The sequence below is a fragment of the Nitratireductor sp. GCM10026969 genome (assembly GCF_042660605.1).
Taxonomy (GTDB): domain Bacteria; phylum Pseudomonadota; class Alphaproteobacteria; order Rhizobiales; family Rhizobiaceae; genus Chelativorans.
In genome coordinates this window covers 18,877-35,328 of the sequence record NZ_JBHSUM010000001.1, presented here as the reverse complement: position 1 = coordinate 35,328, position 16,452 = coordinate 18,877, and the positions used below count along the sequence as shown (strand labels likewise).

Below are 16,452 nucleotides of genomic sequence, written 5' to 3'. Positions count from 1 at the left end.
GCGCATTGCGCTGACCCCAACTCATTGCAATTGCTCAGGAATCACAGGCGCAGGGGACGTCGGTGAAAGGTCCAGGACGGGGCGGACGCCTTTTTCCGATCCCTGGCCGGACAGCTTGACCAACTCCCTTCGGAACCTGACCGCTCGACACGATCGGCCAGGCTGCGGACTGCGCTGCCTTGACCAAACCGCAGAAAGGCCATGGCCCAGATGATTGGCAAAACCGTTTCCCGCCGGCAGCATTCGAAATCACGTCGCGCGCTTTCCGACACGCCCAGGGGAAGCACGGCGCTGGCGCGCATTCCTGCCACCGCGCTCCTTCTGGGTGGCGCGCTTGTCGCGCCGGCCTCTGCCGTGGACAGCACCTGGCTGGAACTGCCGATCGACGGCAATTACAACGACGTCATCAACTGGTCGCCAAATGCCGCGCCGGTCAATCAGGGCGATACCGCCATATTCGGACAGTCGAATACGACCAATTTGACGATCACAGCTCCAACAGATGTCGACGCGTGGATATTCAACGCCGGTGCGGACGGCTATATCTTTACCAATGACCAAGCCGTTAACTTTGTTGGCGACGGCATTTCTATAACCGACGCCGTCAACGGTGTTCCATTTACTGTGCAAAGGATTATCAACAATGCCGGTGGTACGGTGGTTTTCTATTTCGACAGCGGTGCCGGTCACATTTTTATCGACAATAATGATTCCGTCCTGTTTTCGCACAACAGCAGTGCCGACAGCGCCAGGATCACAACCTCGAACACGGGCACCACGCAATTCGAAGGCAACAGCACCGCAGGCAGTTCCATCTTGACTGTCGATGACGGCGGAAATCTCCATTTTGAAGACGCCAGCATGGCCGCCAGTGCAACGATTGCCAACGGCGGGACCCTGTTATTTACGGACAACAGCACGGCCGGCGCCGCGCAAATCACAAATACGGGCATCAACTCTTCGATGGGCTTCTACGATTCCAGCACCGCGGGCAACGCGCTCATCGAGATTGACGCTGCTTCGTTTGGTCTCTTGTTTTCGAACGACAGCACGGGGGGCAGCGCCGTCATAATGAGCGATGGTGTGGTCCTGTTTGGGGGTAACAGCACTGCGGACAATGCGACCATCATCAACAGGGCCGGCGCCGATCTGCTGTTCACGAATAACAGCACAGCCGGGAATGCAACAATCGCCAACACTACGGCCGGCAACTTATCCTTTTTCGGCACCAGCACCGCGGGCAATTCGGCGATCACGAATAACGGGACGCTGCGGTTCGAAGCGGATAGCACGGCGGCAGACGCGACAATCGACAATGACAGCCTGGTGCAGCTTTTTGATAACGCCAGCCTTGGAAATGCGCGGCTCATCGCCCAGCCAGGGTCGATAACCGAGATCAACCCGCTAACAGCGGCAAGCGCCACGGTCGGTTCAATCGAGGGCGCAGGCGACATCAATCTCGGCGACAGGGGACTCATCGTCGGCCTGAATGACCTTTCGACGGAATTCAGCGGTGTCTTGTCGGGCGTCGGCGGCTCCTTGCAAACGGTCGGAGAAGGCGCTCTGACGTTATCTGGCGTCAATACCTATACCGGACCGACTTCCATCAGCGGCGGCACGCTGATCGTCAACGGCTCCATCGCCAATGCGTTCTTCGTCGACGTGTTTGATGGCGGGACGCTGGGTGGAACTGGCACGGTGAGCAACACCTTTGCCTGGAACGGCAGCACCGTGGCGCCAGGTGCTTCCATCGGCACATTGAATGTTGCGGGCAACATTACCTTTGGCCCCGGTTCAAGCTATGAAGTGGAAATCAATTCCGCCGGGCAGAGCGACCTTATCGACGCTACGGGCATCGCCACACTCAACGGCGGCAGCACGGCCGAAGTCGTACCCTTCCCCGATTTCGCCCTCGACACGCAATATACCATCCTGAGCGCAGCAGGCGGCGTTAATGTTATTGGCAGCGGAATGGGCGTCGATTTTGCAGATGCCTCGCTCTTTCTCACCCCGTCGCTGACCTATGGCGCCAATGATGTGTTCCTGACCATCACACAGACCGCCGATTTCGACAGCGTCGCGCTGACGCCGAACCAGATCGCGGCCGCGGGCGGTGCCCAGTCGCTCGGCGGTGGCGAATTGTTCAATACCATCGCACTGCTTGGCACTGAGGACGAGGCGCGCGCCGCTTTTGATGCGATCTCCGGGGAAATCCACGCCTCGGCCAAGTCCGCCCTCATCGAGGACAGCCGTTTTGTGCGCGAGGCAGCCAATGCGCGTTTGGGCGTCGCGAGCGAGGGCCTTGGGTTCTGGACCCAGGCCTTCGGCGCGAGCGGCCATACCGACAGCGATGGCAACGCTGCCACGCTGGACCGCTCGACCGGTGGCGTCTTCATCGGCGCGGATGGTGAGGTCGTCTTCGATGGCTGGCAGGCCGGCGTGCTGGCCGGCTACAGCCGCTCAAGTTTCAGCGCCGACGACCGTGCGTCTTCGGGATCGGCTGACAGCTATCACCTCGGTGCCTACGGCGGCACGGAATGGAACGATCTCGCCGTCCGCTTCGGCGGCGCCTATAGCTGGCACGATCTTGAGGTGAACCGCACCGCAGCGTTCACCGGCTTTTCCGACAGCCTTTCGTCAAGCTACTCGGCCGGCACCGGCCAGCTTTTCGGCGAGGTGAGCTACGGCATGGATGTTGACTCGGCACGTTTTGAGCCCTTCGGCAATCTCGCCTGGGTCAATCACGAGACTGATGGGTCCACCGAGGATGGCGGCGCGGCCGCACTCACCCGTGCCAGCGACGCGGTCAATACCACCTTCACGATACTCGGGCTGAGGGCTTCGACGGAGTTGGTCATGGGCGAAGCCAGCAATGCCCGGCTTTCCGGCATGATCGGTTGGCGCCACGCCTTTGGCGACGCTCCCACGGCCACAAACACCTTCGTTGCCGGCGGCGATGCCTTCACCGTAGCCGGCGTTCCGTTGGCTCAGGACGCGCTGGTCCTCGAAGCCGGTTTCGATCTGAACATCACGCCTGAGGCCACGCTCGGCATTGCCTATTCCGGCCAGATCGGCTCCGGTGCCTCCGACCACAGCGTCAAAGCCAATCTCGGCGTCAGGTTCTAGGAGCTGGGAAGGGAGAGCCACCATACCCCAGATCGAAGGCGTCGACTCGTCGACCTCAACATGCACATTCGGAATGATCAGGCCTGACCAGTTCTCTGAACCTGCAGTGTGGAAATAGTGGAATTGAAACCGACCGCCGAGAAAGACGGCTGTCAGAGCCTCGTCGAGCAGCCCCATAATGACGGTTGCATCATGCTTATTGCGAGGCAGGTAAGGCTTCCGGCGGGAGCCGAGGCAAACGTTCCGACCGTGAATTCTTCAGGCGCAAGCATCGATCACCACCTTTCCTGCAGCGGGCGGATCTGCATGTCCGACATGGAGAGATCGCGGAGCCCAATCGCCCGCCGCAAAGCGGGAGCAGAACATACATGCGCGACGGTGCGAAAAGCTGGAATGCGGCAGCGATGAGGGACGTTGACAGAATCTTCGGGCGCGCGCGGCTCTACGGCGCTGCCGCTTTGCCTGTATGTCGTTCTGCCGGCCGCGACGCAAGAACAGCCAGAGTACTCGAATAGTGGGAACGGTGGCTGCCACCCTCGAAGGCGAAGTGGCGCCCTACATCGACGGGCTGCTAACCGTGATCAAGTTCAAGCCGGCCAGATCGTCAACGCCGAGCTCGGCGCGTGCGAGACTCCAAATGTTCAGCGAGGGGTCGTTTGCTTATGGGGAAACGGCGCTTCTCATCTCAAAGGCCGACACCGGGCGTATTGCGGACATTGATTCAGTACCATCAGGGCATTGGATAATTGACCGCGGCAGCATTTAAGATGGTAGCGCCTCGAATTGACCCCATGAAGAATTTCTATTTTAAATCAAAGCGTTAATGCGTCAACTGCCAAACCACTCCCAATTCCGCCACGCCATAGAGGAAATTCATCAACCAAAACAATAAGTTGAGATGGTGGCTTGGTAGCGGAGGACCGCTACCGTCGATCCCCACACCTGCCGGACGTACTCTATAGGCTCCGATTGTTCTCCCGGAACTTGGCGGCCTAGGTATGCTCACAGCATGACCTGTTTTGGCCGAAGAACAGGCATGACGTAATCGCGGGAGCGGTGGCCACCAAGCTGTGGCGACGACGTTAGGAACTCTAGCCGGCTGGCTGTCCCCCGATAGGATGAAGAATGGGCTCACGATTGACGCCGGGCCCAGGATGCGATCGATGGGCGCGTTATGCATGGTTCACGATCACGCCCGAATTCCATCACCAACGGTGAAGTGGTCAGCCAAGATGGAGTGCGCTGCCCAGGTGTTCGCTTGCAGGAGAAAGCATTAGGGATGACCTGACGGGAATCGAGGCCGGCCGAGGCAAAAGGACCGGCCCAGGTGGGAGCAATGCCTGGGTCGGTCGTTCACAGGGGGAGGTGAACAGCAACTGGCGTTGCTTAGCGCCGAAGTGCGTGGACGAACAATTGTTCCGCCGCATCAGTGAGCGGCTGCGACCTATTTTCCTCGTCCAGTTCCTACCAGCCGTACTGGAACGTGGCGCCGGCCTGGTGGTCGCCGTTTTGCACGACACGGCCAGAGGTGCCCCTGCCGAACTGGAATAGTCCGTAGGCGTTGCCGTCGCCGTTCTGACGGATCGTGCCCTCGTGGCCGCCGCCCTCCTGATGCACGATGCCGAGATTGCCGCGTCCGTTCTGCGCCAGCCCGGCCACATTGCCGAAGCCCTTCTGCTTGATGCGGCCGCTCTTGATGCCTTCAGCGAGCGCATAGAGGCGCAACCCCGTTTGCAGCATGTGGGCATCGGGCGGATTGACGGGTTGGAAGCTCAGCGAGACAGAGCCGCCGGCATAAGCCGGAGCGCTGGCGAGGCAAGCGCCGAGCACGGCGGTGGAGAGAATGGCGCGGATCATGACTTATCCTTCTTTGAAAACGGTGCTGCCTTTGCCGGATGAAGAGCTTTGCCATGCCGGCTCAGCCGGTGCGCTTGCTGCACGTGAGCCGGCCGGCGGGCGTTTCGACCTCCAGTGAGGCCTCGAAAATCGAGCCGGAACCACCGAGCGTGACCTGCCCGACCTTCGCCGGCTTGCCGGGGGTCGCAGAGAAGTCACCGCCCTGGCTGATGTTCGAGCTTCCCGAACCGCCGACGGACTTGACACGGAAGATGTAGGAGCCGCTGATGGACCTGTCGGAATGCACGACACCCTCGAGCGTTGTCATGCCGCTCATGGTGGTGGTCTGCACTTCGCAGCGCGCGGGGCCGGAATGGGCAATACCGGCGCCGGCCATCAGAGCTGTGGCCGAGAGCGCCAGCGCGAGCCCGACCGCCGCCGGGAAAAGATGCTGATTGCGCAACATGGAAACCTCCTCAGTCGCTGCGGAGCGGAGGCCGACGACGAAACTGTCCCGGCGCTCCTCCTGAGCCCCTTCACCCTACCGGCAAGTCTGGACAAAGGCCGCGACATTGCCGCTGCCGGACTGGCTGACTTCGCCGTCGCAGCCCTTGCCGACCTGTACGCCCGCGGCGATGTTGCCGTTGCCGTCCTGGGTGAGGATGGCGTTGTGATCGCGGCCGAACTGGCCGACGCCTGCGGCGTTCCCGCTGCCCCGCTGCCAGATGTCGGCATGGTTGCGGCGACCCTGCTGGCCGATGGCGGCGGTGTTGTTCCTCCCCCGCTGGCGGACGACGGCGCCGTTGCGCTCGCCGTCCTGATAGACGCCGATCCGGTTGCGCGAACCGGACTGATCGCCGCCGGCGGAATTGGCCCAGCCAAACTGCTCGATGAAGATGCTGTTGGCGGAAGCGGGCAGAACGGTGAGGCCGAAGAGAGCAGCGGTCGCGGTGGTGATGATGAAATTGCGGATCATTGAACTTCCTCCTGGGGCGGGCGTCCCCCGCGGGTTTTCGACAATCACAGTTCTAGCGAGGCAACCCGGAACCGCTGCTGAACCGCGTCTTCAGCCGCCGTTCACCGACCGGGAGGGGAGTGGGCGGCCGGCCGCCCTCCCGTCGGAGGGCCGCTCATTGCAGCCTCGCCGGCGAACTGGAGGAGGCTGGGGAACGAATGCGTCGTCTTCATCTTCCACCTCCACATCTGCAAGCTGAGCCGGGAGGTCGAGGGCACGGCCGAGCAGATCTACAGGCACACCTGCCGCCTCGGCCTAGGAGCGGTCGCCTTGAAACGGAAGGACAGTCCCTAATACCGGACGGTGTTCTCCACCTTGATGTGGCCAAGCAGAATTTGAATTGCCCGGAGATTCCCGGTGGTCTTATAGATAATGGAGGCCTTGGTGCGATGAAGGGAATGTGTGCCATAATCCTCACGGCGAAGGCCAATCCCCGAAACCCATTCATCGGCCAGGCGCGCATACTGCCTGGTCAAATTGCCGGCATGATCGAACCGACTGGGAAAGGCAAAGTCGTCGACCCGCCCCTACATTCGAGCCATACAAGTAGGCTCGCTCGAGTGTCTACCATCAGTTCGAATTGAACGGGCCTGCCAGTCTTCTGTTGCACAGCCATGGCCCGGGTCCGAATCTCCGGGCCGCTTACCAACGTGCCGATCTTGAGCTTCACCAGGTCGCAGCCACGCAGCTTGCTACGATCAGCTTGCGCGACTTTGCGATCGATAAGTCGCCGTTCTGCCTACGCGTTTGCCGGTCCTCAAGGAGATCTTTAGGACCGCAGATTTTGTCGAAGCGGACATCCGGCGATCCGATACCTGATCTCTGCTATGGGCTCCAAGGCGACACTTGCCGAAACGAGCGGCTGAGACCGCCACATCATAAGCCATGACCCGCCCACCCCCGTTCGGAGCTCACTAGGCTGGCTAGAGTTTTCGCCGGCCGCGTGGCCGCCTCCGCGGCTGAGTTGAATCTGGGGCGTGTTGGAGGTTGGGCTACTCCGGCACAGCCACCCGAAGTGGTTCGATTTTGAAGTCGAACTGCATGAGCCTCAGGCCGCGAGCGCCGTCGGCAGTGCGGGCCCTCCCGGAACGATCCCGGTTGGGTTAAGAGCCTTGATCGAGTAGTAGCCGCGCTTGATGTGGTCGATGTTGACCGTGTCGCGCACGCCGGGGATGGCAAGGATCCGGTCCTGGTAAGCGCTGAGAGCGGAGTAGTCCGCGATGCGGCGCAGGTTGCACTTGAAAAGGCCGTGATAGGCGACGTCGAAGCGCACCAGCGTCACGAAGAGCCGCACATCCGCTTCTGTGAAGCAGTCGCCCAAAAGGAATTCACGGCCGTCGCCGAGGCGCCCCTCAAGGTCATCCAGCATCGCGAAGACGTCGTGGAACGCTTCCTGGTAGGCCTCTTGGGTGGTGGCAAAGCCCGCGCGGTAGACGCCGTTGTTCAGTTGCGGATAGATGCGGGCGTTGAGCGCGTCGATCTCTTCGCGGAGCTTGGCCGGATAGAGGTCGAAGCTGGGGTCCGCCAGATCGCCGAAGCCCGAATTCAGCATCCGCAGGATGTCGGCGGATTCGTTGTTCACGATGGTGCCCTGGACCTTGTCCCACAGCACCGGCACCGTTGCCCGGCCAGAGATGGCGGGATTGGCGCGGGTGTAGATCTCGTGCAGGAAGCTGGCGCCGTTCAGAGTGTCGAGGTCGGCTCCGCCAGTGTCGCCGAAGCGCCAGCCCTGGTCGGAGATTTCGGGCTCGACAACCGATACCGAGATAACGTCTTCCAGCCCTTTCAGCTTGCGCCCGATCAACGCCCGCGACGCCCACGGGCAAATGAGGGCCACGTAGAGGTGATAGCGGCCCGCCTCGGTCTTGAAGCCCGCTTCGCCGGTCGGACCGGCGCTGCCGTCGGGCGTCACCCAGTTGCGGAAGTTGGAAGTCTGGCGGACGAAGCCGCCTTTCTCGTCCTTGGCCTGGACGGGCTGCCAGTCGGCCACCCATTTCCCGTTCATCAACATGGTCGTCTCCTCAATTGGTCAGGTTTATGGTGGTGCCCCAAGGGTCGTGCAGGGTCAGGGCGCCGGTGTCCTTGATGCTTGCGATGCCGGCGCTTTCGGCGCGTGCGGCAATGGCCGCAAGGTCCCCGGAATCCCGGACCATGACCTCGACGGCATCGAGGCCTGCCATCCGCGCGGGGCGTTTACCGGCACGGCGGCTGTTCCAGACGTTGCCCGCAAGCTGGTGGTGGTAGCCGCCGCTGCCGTAGAAGCTGGCGCCGGGATCGCGCGCAGCGATGTCGAGGCCGAGCACGTCGCGGTAGAAGCGATCGGCATCCGACGTATCACCCACCTGCAGGTGAACATGGCCGACCCCGCCGCCCTCGGGGAAGCGCGACCATTCGGTGCCCTCGGCACTTTCCAGCAGGTCCTGAATGTCCAGCGCTTTGGTGCCCATCCGGATCTCGCCGCTCTCGCCGTGCCAGCGTGAAACCGGGCGGTCGGCATAGACCTCGATGCCGTTGCCCTCGGGATCGGCGAGGTAGAGCGCCCCGCTGACGGTGTGGTCCGACGCGCCCTGAAGCGGCACGCGCGCCGCGGCGACGTAGGCGACCCAGCGGGCCAGGTCCGACCGGCTCGGCATCAGGAAAGCGGTGTGAAAGAGCCCGGCCTGTCGCGGATCGAGCGGGGCCAGGCTTGGATCGCCCACGAGCTCCAGAAGCGGCGTGCCTCCGGTGCCGAGCGTGATGCGATGTTCGCCGCGCGCGATCGGGCTGAGCCCGAGCACCGCCCGGTAGAAGGTGGAGACCGCATCGAGGTCACGCACCTTGAGCCGGACGGCCCCGATCCGCATCGGCGCGGCATTCAGGTCGAAGAAGTCGGTAGCGATGGTCATGGCGGGTCTCCTTGAGAAAGAGTGCGGCCGCGGGAAGTTCCCCGCGGCCGGCAGAGGGATCAGGTGCGGCTGCGTTTCAGCGCGAAGGCACCGTCGCCGAGCAGGGCCTGGACAACCAGCGTCACCGCCCAGAATGCCGGAAACTCCCAGCCGCCGCCTTCGTTCGAGAAGAAGAAGCCGGCCGCGCCGTGGACCAAGTAGATCGATCCGAGCAGGATCGGCACCAGCGCCAGCGACACCCATCGGCTGTAGAGCCCGAGGATCAGCGCGGGGCCGCCGAAGAGCTCGGCCGCGATGACGAGGTAGGCGAGCGGCCCGGGCAGACCGAGGCTGGCGAAGTAGCCCGCCGTGCCGGCCGGGGTGAAGATGAACAACTTCAGGCTGACATGGACGAGGAAGAGGATGCCCATCGAAACGCGCAGGATCGTCGCGGCAAGATCGGCATTCGTGACGCCGTCGACGAGCGACGGACGGGCGGGATCGGTTGCGTTGGTCATGGTCACGTTCCTTGGAGGGGTTGGCTCAGGCAGTACGCTGCCAGGAGGGAGCGATGTCGGTGCCGTGCCCAAGGCCGTAGCCCAGCGTGATGTTCAGCGCCCCGACCGGCTCGAGGTAGCGGGCGGTGGCAAGGGCGCCGGTCTCCAGCGTGTCGAACCCGGCGCTCCGCGCCAGTTCGGCGATCGCGGCGCGGGCGGCCTCGTCGTCTCCGGCAACAAAGACCGTCGCGGGCTGTCCGGCGGCCTGACCGCCGTTCTGGAGGACCTGCGCGAAGATCGTGTTGAAGGCCTTGACGACCTTCGCCTGCGGCGCGCGCTTCTGGATTTCCTCGGCGGCGCTCGTCGTGTGACCGATGCTGAGGCCAGAGAAGTCCGCGGTCATCGGGTTGGTGATGTCGACGACGATCTTGCCTGCGAAGCTGCCGGCCGCATCGATGATGTCGCCCGCGGCGTCAAAGGGCACCGCCAGGACAACGATGTCTGCCGATTGTGCAGCCGACGCGATGGGTGCGGACGACACGCCGTTGCCCACTTCCCGAGCGGCAGCTTCAGCTTTTGCCTCGTCGCGGTTGGCGAGAGTGACGGGATGGCCGGCGTTTGCGAATCGGGCCGCGAGACCCTTCGCCATGTTGCCGGCGCCAATGATCGAGATGTTCATGTTCGTTCTCCTTCTGACATCCGACGTTCGTGTGAGCGTCAGTTCGTTCGTCATGCGGAGAACTTAGACTCTGGCCTGGGAGACGATAATCCGGCCGTCGGGAAGAAGATTGCTTCCCCATGGGGTGTAATGACCTACCAGCCTTGCTCCCAGTGCGGAGTCTGCCTGTACCGCCCTGAGAGAAAGTCGACGAGCAGGCGCACTTTGGCGGCGAGATGACGGCTGTGCGGATAGAGGACGTGCACGTCGTAGGGGTCGGTTTCGTACGACGGCAACAGTCTGATCAGCTTGCCCGAGCGCAATGCGTCCCCCGCCACAAAGGCCGGGACGCAAGCGAGCCCGAGTCCCAGTTCCGCGGCTTGGACGCACGCTTCGGCGTTCGAATAGCGGATGCGGCCGTCGACGCTCGCCATCTCGACCTCGCCGTTCTCGCCCTTGAACGGCCACCGGTTCGGCTCGCGGAAGTTGGTGTCGATGATGCAGGCGTGCTGCGCAAGGTCCGAAGGCGACGCCGGCGCATCGTATTTCTCGAGATAGGACGGTGCGCCGACCACGACGATGCGGACTGCGCAGAGCCTGCGGATGATCAGGCTGGAATCGCCGGGTCGCCCGACACGAACGGCGAGGTCGAAACCCTCATCGACGACGTTGACGACCCGGTCGGAGAAGGTGACGTCGAGTTCGATGTCCGGATAGAGCCCGGCGAACTCATTAAGGCCGGGAGCTAATTCGAGCGTTCCGAATGTCAGGGGCGCCGTCAGCCGCAACCGCCCGCGCGGGGATTGCGAGATGTTTCGGATGTCAAGGTCGAGGGTGTCGAACTCATCGATAAGCGGCTTTAGTCGATCGTAATATGCACGGCCAGCCTCGGTTGGCGCGACAGATCGCGTCGTCCGGTTGAGCAACCGCACACCTAGCTCGGTTTCAAGGCGCGAGATCATCTTGGATGCCTGTCCGGACCCTGTGCCCAGCTTTTCTGCGGCCCCCGTAAAGCTGCCTGTCGCGATCACCGCGAGAAACATCCGGTCGCAGTCGAGACGATCCATTTCTTCCTCATGGAGAGCAATGAGCGATGAATATCAATCATTGTAGCCAAGCCGAGAATCAAAGGCCACCGACTGGCGGGCGGACGATCACCGCCCCCGGCACCCGCGCGCCTGATCCCGGATGATGCTGTTGTCATGGTCACTTTATTCGTCGGACGCCACCGTGCTGATCGCGTAATTTGGCAATTGGTGACGTTATTCGTGAGATATCCACAGACTGCCGTCGGACGGTTTGATGGATGCTTTCTGCGCGCCTGAGCAGTTCAGTGCGGTCCGCGGTTTCACCGAGCTGATTGATTGCTTGCCTCTCCGCCGCGAGATACTCCGGCTGAGGTGTATCCGTGGCGCGGGTGTGCTGCCTCTGCGCCCGGTTTGATTGCTTTTTCTCCGTTCGCTTTTCCGAGAGATGGCAGATCGCCAGCAAGGCTGGCCAGCCGATCCAGGATTGTCCATCGTCGAGGGAACACCATGCGAAGCCTGGCTTCTGCGGCGGAATCATTGCGCAACGCAACTGCCACAGCGAGCAAAGGCTGCGTTATACCAAGGTTCAAGGCCGCAAGCATGGAGTATCGGTCGTAGCGGTTTTGGGAAAAGATCGAGCCATGGCGAAGCCCATGCTCAACAACAACGACAAGCGGCGGATGAACTCACCCGGCTCGTGTGATCGCTGCGCCCTACACCATCGATGCGATCAAGGGAAATGTCGCAAAAGATGTGTGGTCCGCCCGCTGATGCAGGGATTGCGATTAGCCGTTTCGGCTTGCTTAAATGTATCCGCCCCTGATCGTTCAGCCGCTCTTGGCGACCAAGCCTTGATGTCGCCCTTGAGATCGCCGCAAAGGTCGACAACGGCGAGATGAAGCATATCCGACGGACCATGGGACCCGGCGTCTTGACGCCGTCCGGTCCCACTACATACGAAAGCCTAGTGCAGCAGAAGGCACACAATCAACGGCCCGAGGAGCGGGTTCGGCTGCCAGGCGAAGGCAAGCAGGCCGACCCTCTACGACATGGAGGCCCGGCTGCAGGCCCGGTTGGCAAAAGATCTCCGGCAAATCCGAGCTCGCCAAGGTGATCCGCCATGCGCTGTCGCGAATGAAGAAGCTACGCCCCTACCTGGATCACCGCGTCCTGGAGCAGCGGACCCGCCTTGAGCCAGACCTTCGCTCCGTCCTGTCCGACAGTTACATTCAGGCCAGCGCCGGCAGGCAGACGGAGCCAGGACTGCGCTTCGAACGTCTCCTGCCCGTCTGAGAATCCGCCGGCGAGAACGAGCAGCTCGAGCCCGTCCGGATTGTCCAGCCGAAGCCCGGCTTCCCGCTCCCATTGGACCTGCTCATGACCGTTGTCGAAGAGGACCGCCAAGGCGCGCTCTCCAGGGAGCGTGTCAGCCTGCTTGCCGTCGCCTGGTCGCCGAACAACGCGTTCCTGATCATCGTTTCGGAACTGCCACAGCTTCACGAAGATGGTGCAGCCGTCTCGAGCAGAATGGAGGAGACCCGCTCTATGACCGAACCGGCACATAGCGGCAGGCCGCTGCGGTACGGATTTCTCCTGATAGACGGCTATGCGCTGATGTCGACCGCCTCTGCGGTCGAGCCGCTGCGCGCAGCCAACCTCCTCAGCGAGAAGAAACCCTATGAGCTGAGCTTCATCTCGGCACAGGGTGGCTGGATGCGAAGTTCGGTCTCGGGCGCATTCGTGGTGGCTGGCGGCGACCCTCTGGCCTATCGGGACAGCCGCGTTCTGGGCTGGCTGCGGCGCCTTGCCCGCTCAGGCGTTCCGCTGGGCGGCATTTCGGGCGGAGCGGCCATCCTGGCCGCGGCCGAGGTCATGTCGGCCCGCCGCTTCACGATCCAATGGCAGCACATAGACGCCATGCGGGAGATGTACCCCGAGGCGCTGATCGAACATCGCCTCTTCGTCATCGACCGTGACCGTTGCACCTGCGCTGGCGGCATGGCTCCGCTCGACATGGCGCATGCATTGATCGCTTCGCAGCACGGCGCAGCACTGGCGCGGGCGGTGAGTGACTGGTTCATCCACACCGGAATCCGGCAAGCCGAGGCTCCGCAGCAACTGGACCCGGCGCGCAAGTACGACCTGCATCATCCCGCGCTGATCGCCATGGTCGAACTCATGACGAGCCATATCGCCGAACCGTTGAAACTCGACGATCTGGCGCAGCTCACCAGCCTCGGAGCGCGGCAGTTGGAGCGGTTGGCGAGGCTACACCTGGGCCAGAGCATCATGCAATTCTGTCGAATGCTCAGGCTGGAGAAGGCTGACGAGATTCTGCGGCAATCGAGCCTTCCGCTGGTCGAGGTGGCGCTGGCCACGGGCTTCTCGAACCGCAGCCATTGCTCACGCGTATTCCGGGCTCATTTCGGCATCGGCCCGGCTACCCGGCGCAACCAAGGCCGCACCGAACGAGGCCGCCGGCTATCAAAGGTGACTGGCACCCTTCGCCCCTCAGAGCGCCCCAATCTCCTCAAAATACCGCACTGCGCCCGGATGCATCGGAACCGTGTTCTGCCGGCTGCCAATCTCGACCGTCAGGCCCCTAAAGCTCGAATTGCTTTCCTTCAGCGCCTCAAGGTTCTCCCAAAACGCTTTGGTGAACTCATAGATCATCTCTTCGTCGGCATCCGCGTCGGTGAAGATGACTTGTGCCAGCCCGAAGGTCTGCACCGGCTCGGACTGGCCCTTGTAGGTCTCCGCCGGGATCTCGAAGGGCACCAACAGGCCATGATAGGCCTCGTTGAGCTTGTCGATAACTTTCTGATCAAAGCCCACGTAGCGCATAGGCACCGTGGCAGAGAGCTGCTGTGCGTTCGCAAGGCCCAATTGGAAAACGTGCAAGCCACCGTCAAATACGCCGTTCTGGATCTCATCGAAGACCTGCCCAGTTGAGACTGTTCCGGCTTTGAAATCGTCCGACGAAAGTCCAGCAGCTTTGAGCAATTCGAGATTGAGACCGTAGGTGAAGCTCGAGGGCGTGTTGATGTTGATCGCGTGGCCTTTGATGTCCTCGAGGGAATGGATGTCCGAGTCTGCGCGAACGAAAAAGTTCTCTGGCACGATTCCAAAAATGAAGAGCTGACGAAGATCCTTGAAAGCCTCGTTATTGGAGACCTCGGCAAAGTCCCCGCGCTTGTTGTAGGCGAACTCGAGATCGATCAGCGTGTTGAATGCAAAATCGACTTGGTCACTGAGAACGAGACCCAGATTGTCGCGATATCCGCCAGTGGTCTGGACCGAGAATTTGTAGCCGTCCTGCGCATTGTTGACCACTTCCGATATCGCGGCGCCGTTAATGTAGGGTCCGGAGCCGGAGCTGCTGGCGCCGATGGCGAACTGCTCTTGTGCCAGGACGGAGGAAGCCAGAAGAAGGCTTGTGGCTGTAGCGAAGGTCAGCCGTGCTGCATACGATGCATTCATAAGTTTCATGTCTTTCTCCCTTTGTTTCTCTCCAGAGGATATTCGGGTTCACGATCGTGTCTCTTGCCGCACAGGAGGCAGGGTGGAGACGAGGCGCGAGCGGAAAACGAAGACCGCTGCGACCAAGGCGATACCGATGATGTCGGTCAAAAGGCCCGTCCTGATGAGGGTGAAGGCACCAACGGTAAGAAGAGCGCGCTCGATCCAGCCGATGCGGCCTCCACACCAGCCTTGAACCGCGGCTGCCATGGCGTAGACGCCCACTGCCGCGGATACCGCCGAGATCACCACCGCATGCATCTCGCCTTGGAAAAGGAGTGCCGGTGAATACAAGAACATGAAGGCGACGATGAAGCCGGGCAGTGAATGGACAAATGCCGTTACTGCCGTGCGCCACCAGTTGGCGCGGGCAATGCCCGCCGCCACGACGGCCACCAGCGCGACCGGCGGGGTGGAGCCGGACTTGATGGCGAAATAGAACAGGAACAGATGCGCCCCGAGCTTGGGTGCACCGGCGGTCACGAGCGCGGGCGCCGCGAACATCGCCAGAAGCAGGTAGGCGATTGGTGTCGGCATGCCCATGCCGAGTACGGTGGCGGCCACGACTGCCAACAGTGCCGTCACGATCAGCGACCCATCACTGACGGCGAGGATGATGTCGGTGATGCGCGGACCGAGACCGGTCGTCACAATGGCAGCTTGCAGGAGGCCGATCGAAACGATCAGTGCCGTGATCGCCGCCGCTTGGCGTACACCGCTGTCGAACTGGTCGAGGATCTGCCGCAGGGGCAGGCGCGAGACGCCGCGTGCAAGGCCGAAGACCAAAGCGACGGCAATCGCGACCAAGCTCGCATAAGCCGGCGTGTAAGCCTCGACGATCAGGAGATAGAAAAGGACAGCGGGAGCAATCAGGAGATGCCAACCGTCTGCCAGGCTTTGGCGCAGGCTCGGGATGTCTTCTTCGGGCACACCAGCCAGGCCGAGCTTCAGCGCCTCCATGTGAATGACGCAGAAGAGCGAGAGGTAGTAGAGGGCCGCCGGCAGGATCGCAGCAATGGCAATCGTGGCGTAGGGAATGCCCGTGAGTTGCGCCATGATGAAGGCTGCTGCGCCCATGATGGGCGGTACAAGCTGTGCACCTTCGGAGGTGTTCGTCTCCACCGCCGCGGCGACGTGCGGCTTGAAGCCCGTACGGATCATCAGTGGAATGGTAAAGGTTCCGGTGGCAACGACGTTGCCGATCGAACTGCCGACCATCGTCCCGAGGCCTGCGCTCGCCATCATGGCGCTTTTTGCGGCGCCGCCCGTGCGGCGGCCCATCGTGGCATTTGCGACGTTCATGATGAAATCGCCAGTCTTTGTGGCCTGGAGAGCGGAGCCGAGCATCATGAACATGAAGAGATAGGAGGCCGCGACGCTCAATCCGACCCCGAAAAAACCCTCTGTGGTGTAGGAAACGAGGTAGGTGAAGCGCTGCAAATCCATGCCGGCGTGCTGCATGACGCCCGGAAAGCTCGATCCGTAGAGCATATAGATAACGCCGAATACACCGAGCAGAAAAACCGCGATCGAATGCCGACGCGCTGCTTCGAGCGAGACAGCCACGATAATGAGGCCGATGGTCACGTCCGTTGTCGTGAGAAATGAGGATCCCCAGAGATTGATGAGGCGCTCGAAGTCGACGACGATATAGCCCATGGTCCCCACCGCCGCGGCAGCGAAGGCTATGTCGAGACTCCACTGGACCATACGGGCCAATGGACGCTCCGAGCGGCGCCGGTCGAGGAACGAGATCCCCAGCATCGACGCCGCGAACAGACCCAGGTGGACGATCGTCGTCTTGTACGGACCGAAGAGGGTCGCGTAGGCCATGTAGGCGAAGGTTGAAAGTCCGAGGACCGTCAAGCTCCATTGGAGCGGCGAATGGGTGCGCTGCGATACCTGCATT

12 protein-coding genes and 2 pseudogenes are annotated in these 16,452 nt (G+C 62.0%); 2 read left to right on the top strand and 12 right to left on the bottom strand.

Going from position 1 to position 16,452, the window contains the following annotated elements; translation table 11 throughout:
- Positions 1-201: 201 nt before the first annotated feature.
- The gene (locus ACFP9U_RS00170) at positions 202-3,126 is read left to right on the top strand and encodes an autotransporter outer membrane beta-barrel domain-containing protein (protein WP_378618125.1); all 2,925 of its coding nucleotides are present in this window, start codon (positions 202-204) and stop codon (positions 3,124-3,126) included.
- Positions 3,127-4,590: 1,464 nt separating this feature from the next.
- Here ACFP9U_RS00170 and ACFP9U_RS00165 read toward each other — a convergent pair.
- The 10 genes and pseudogenes from ACFP9U_RS00165 to ACFP9U_RS00120 all read right to left on the bottom strand — a co-directional run bounded on the left by ACFP9U_RS00165 (position 4,591) and on the right by ACFP9U_RS00120 (position 12,428).
- Entirely contained in the window at positions 4,591-4,983 is a 393-nt protein-coding gene (locus tag ACFP9U_RS00165; RefSeq protein ID WP_378618124.1) for a curlin, read from the bottom strand.
- A 61-nt stretch (positions 4,984-5,044) separates the two neighbouring features.
- Positions 5,045-5,428 (bottom strand): curli-like amyloid fiber formation chaperone CsgH, encoded by a 384-nt coding sequence (gene csgH / locus ACFP9U_RS00160; protein WP_378618123.1) that lies wholly within the window; start codon positions 5,426-5,428, stop codon positions 5,045-5,047.
- A 75-nt stretch (positions 5,429-5,503) separates the two neighbouring features.
- Complete coding sequence (locus ACFP9U_RS00155) at positions 5,504-5,938, bottom strand: curlin (RefSeq protein WP_378618122.1); 435 nt, start codon at positions 5,936-5,938, stop codon at positions 5,504-5,506.
- A gap of 329 nt (positions 5,939-6,267) precedes the next feature.
- Positions 6,268-6,701: pseudogene (locus ACFP9U_RS00150) on the bottom strand (tyrosine-type recombinase/integrase).
- Positions 6,702-7,025: 324 nt separating this feature from the next.
- Positions 7,026-7,988 carry a glutathione S-transferase family protein gene (locus tag ACFP9U_RS00145; protein ID WP_378618121.1) on the bottom strand — a complete coding sequence of 321 codons (963 nt, stop codon included), beginning with the start codon at positions 7,986-7,988 and terminating at the stop codon, positions 7,026-7,028.
- A 10-nt stretch (positions 7,989-7,998) separates the two neighbouring features.
- The gene (locus tag ACFP9U_RS00140; RefSeq protein WP_378618120.1) at positions 7,999-8,862 is read right to left on the bottom strand and encodes a VOC family protein; all 864 of its coding nucleotides are present in this window, start codon (positions 8,860-8,862) and stop codon (positions 7,999-8,001) included.
- Positions 8,863-8,921: 59 nt separating this feature from the next.
- Positions 8,922-9,359: a DoxX family protein gene (locus ACFP9U_RS00135; protein ID WP_378618119.1), complete on the bottom strand. Its 438-nt coding sequence runs from the start codon at positions 9,357-9,359 to the stop codon at positions 8,922-8,924.
- 25 nt (positions 9,360-9,384) lie between these two features.
- Positions 9,385-10,071, bottom strand: coding sequence for an NADPH-dependent F420 reductase (locus ACFP9U_RS00130; protein WP_378618118.1), 687 nt, complete (start codon positions 10,069-10,071; stop codon positions 9,385-9,387).
- An 80-nt stretch (positions 10,072-10,151) separates the two neighbouring features.
- Positions 10,152-11,063, bottom strand: a complete 912-nt coding sequence (locus tag ACFP9U_RS00125; protein ID WP_378618117.1) for a LysR family transcriptional regulator — start codon at positions 11,061-11,063, stop codon at positions 10,152-10,154.
- Between the two features lie 1,104 nt (positions 11,064-12,167).
- On the bottom strand, positions 12,168-12,428 hold the full coding sequence (locus ACFP9U_RS00120; protein ID WP_378618116.1) for a hypothetical protein: 261 nt from the start codon (positions 12,426-12,428) through the stop codon (positions 12,168-12,170).
- Here ACFP9U_RS00120 and ACFP9U_RS00115 point away from each other — a divergent pair.
- Positions 12,402-13,466 (top strand): annotated as a pseudogene (locus ACFP9U_RS00115) (GlxA family transcriptional regulator); the annotation flags it as partial. The gene ACFP9U_RS00120 and the pseudogene ACFP9U_RS00115 sit on opposite strands and share 27 nt — an antisense overlap.
- Before the next feature lie 69 nt (positions 13,467-13,535).
- Here ACFP9U_RS00115 and ACFP9U_RS00110 read toward each other — a convergent pair.
- Both ACFP9U_RS00110 and ACFP9U_RS00105 read right to left on the bottom strand, forming a co-directional pair.
- Positions 13,536-14,504, bottom strand: coding sequence for a TAXI family TRAP transporter solute-binding subunit (locus tag ACFP9U_RS00110; RefSeq protein ID WP_378618274.1), 969 nt, complete (start codon positions 14,502-14,504; stop codon positions 13,536-13,538).
- Positions 14,505-14,552: 48 nt separating this feature from the next.
- Positions 14,553-16,451, bottom strand: coding sequence for a TRAP transporter permease (locus ACFP9U_RS00105; RefSeq protein WP_378618115.1), 1,899 nt, complete (start codon positions 16,449-16,451; stop codon positions 14,553-14,555).
- Position 16,452: the final 1 nt, after the last annotated feature.

Excerpts from the sequence above, each read along its gene's own strand:
- ACFP9U_RS00145 (WP_378618121.1), bottom strand. The coding sequence starts at position 7,988 with ATGTTGATGAACGGGAAATGGGTGGCCGACTGGCAGCCCGTCCAGGCC.
- ACFP9U_RS00140 (WP_378618120.1), bottom strand. The coding sequence starts at position 8,862 with ATGACCATCGCTACCGACTTCTTCGACCTGAATGCCGCGCCGATGCGG.
- ACFP9U_RS00110 (WP_378618274.1), bottom strand. The coding sequence starts at position 14,504 with ATGAATGCATCGTATGCAGCACGGCTGACCTTCGCTACAGCCACAAGC.
- ACFP9U_RS00170 (WP_378618125.1), top strand. The coding sequence starts at position 202 with ATGGCCCAGATGATTGGCAAAACCGTTTCCCGCCGGCAGCATTCGAAA.
- ACFP9U_RS00125 (WP_378618117.1), bottom strand. The coding sequence starts at position 11,063 with ATGGATCGTCTCGACTGCGACCGGATGTTTCTCGCGGTGATCGCGACA.
- csgH (WP_378618123.1), bottom strand. The coding sequence starts at position 5,428 with ATGTTGCGCAATCAGCATCTTTTCCCGGCGGCGGTCGGGCTCGCGCTG.
- ACFP9U_RS00165 (WP_378618124.1), bottom strand. The coding sequence starts at position 4,983 with ATGATCCGCGCCATTCTCTCCACCGCCGTGCTCGGCGCTTGCCTCGCC.
- ACFP9U_RS00130 (WP_378618118.1), bottom strand. The coding sequence starts at position 10,071 with ATGACGAACGAACTGACGCTCACACGAACGTCGGATGTCAGAAGGAGA.
- ACFP9U_RS00105 (WP_378618115.1), bottom strand. The coding sequence starts at position 16,451 with ATGCAGGTATCGCAGCGCACCCATTCGCCGCTCCAATGGAGCTTGACG.
- ACFP9U_RS00135 (WP_378618119.1), bottom strand. The coding sequence starts at position 9,359 with ATGACCAACGCAACCGATCCCGCCCGTCCGTCGCTCGTCGACGGCGTC.
- ACFP9U_RS00155 (WP_378618122.1), bottom strand. The coding sequence starts at position 5,938 with ATGATCCGCAATTTCATCATCACCACCGCGACCGCTGCTCTCTTCGGC.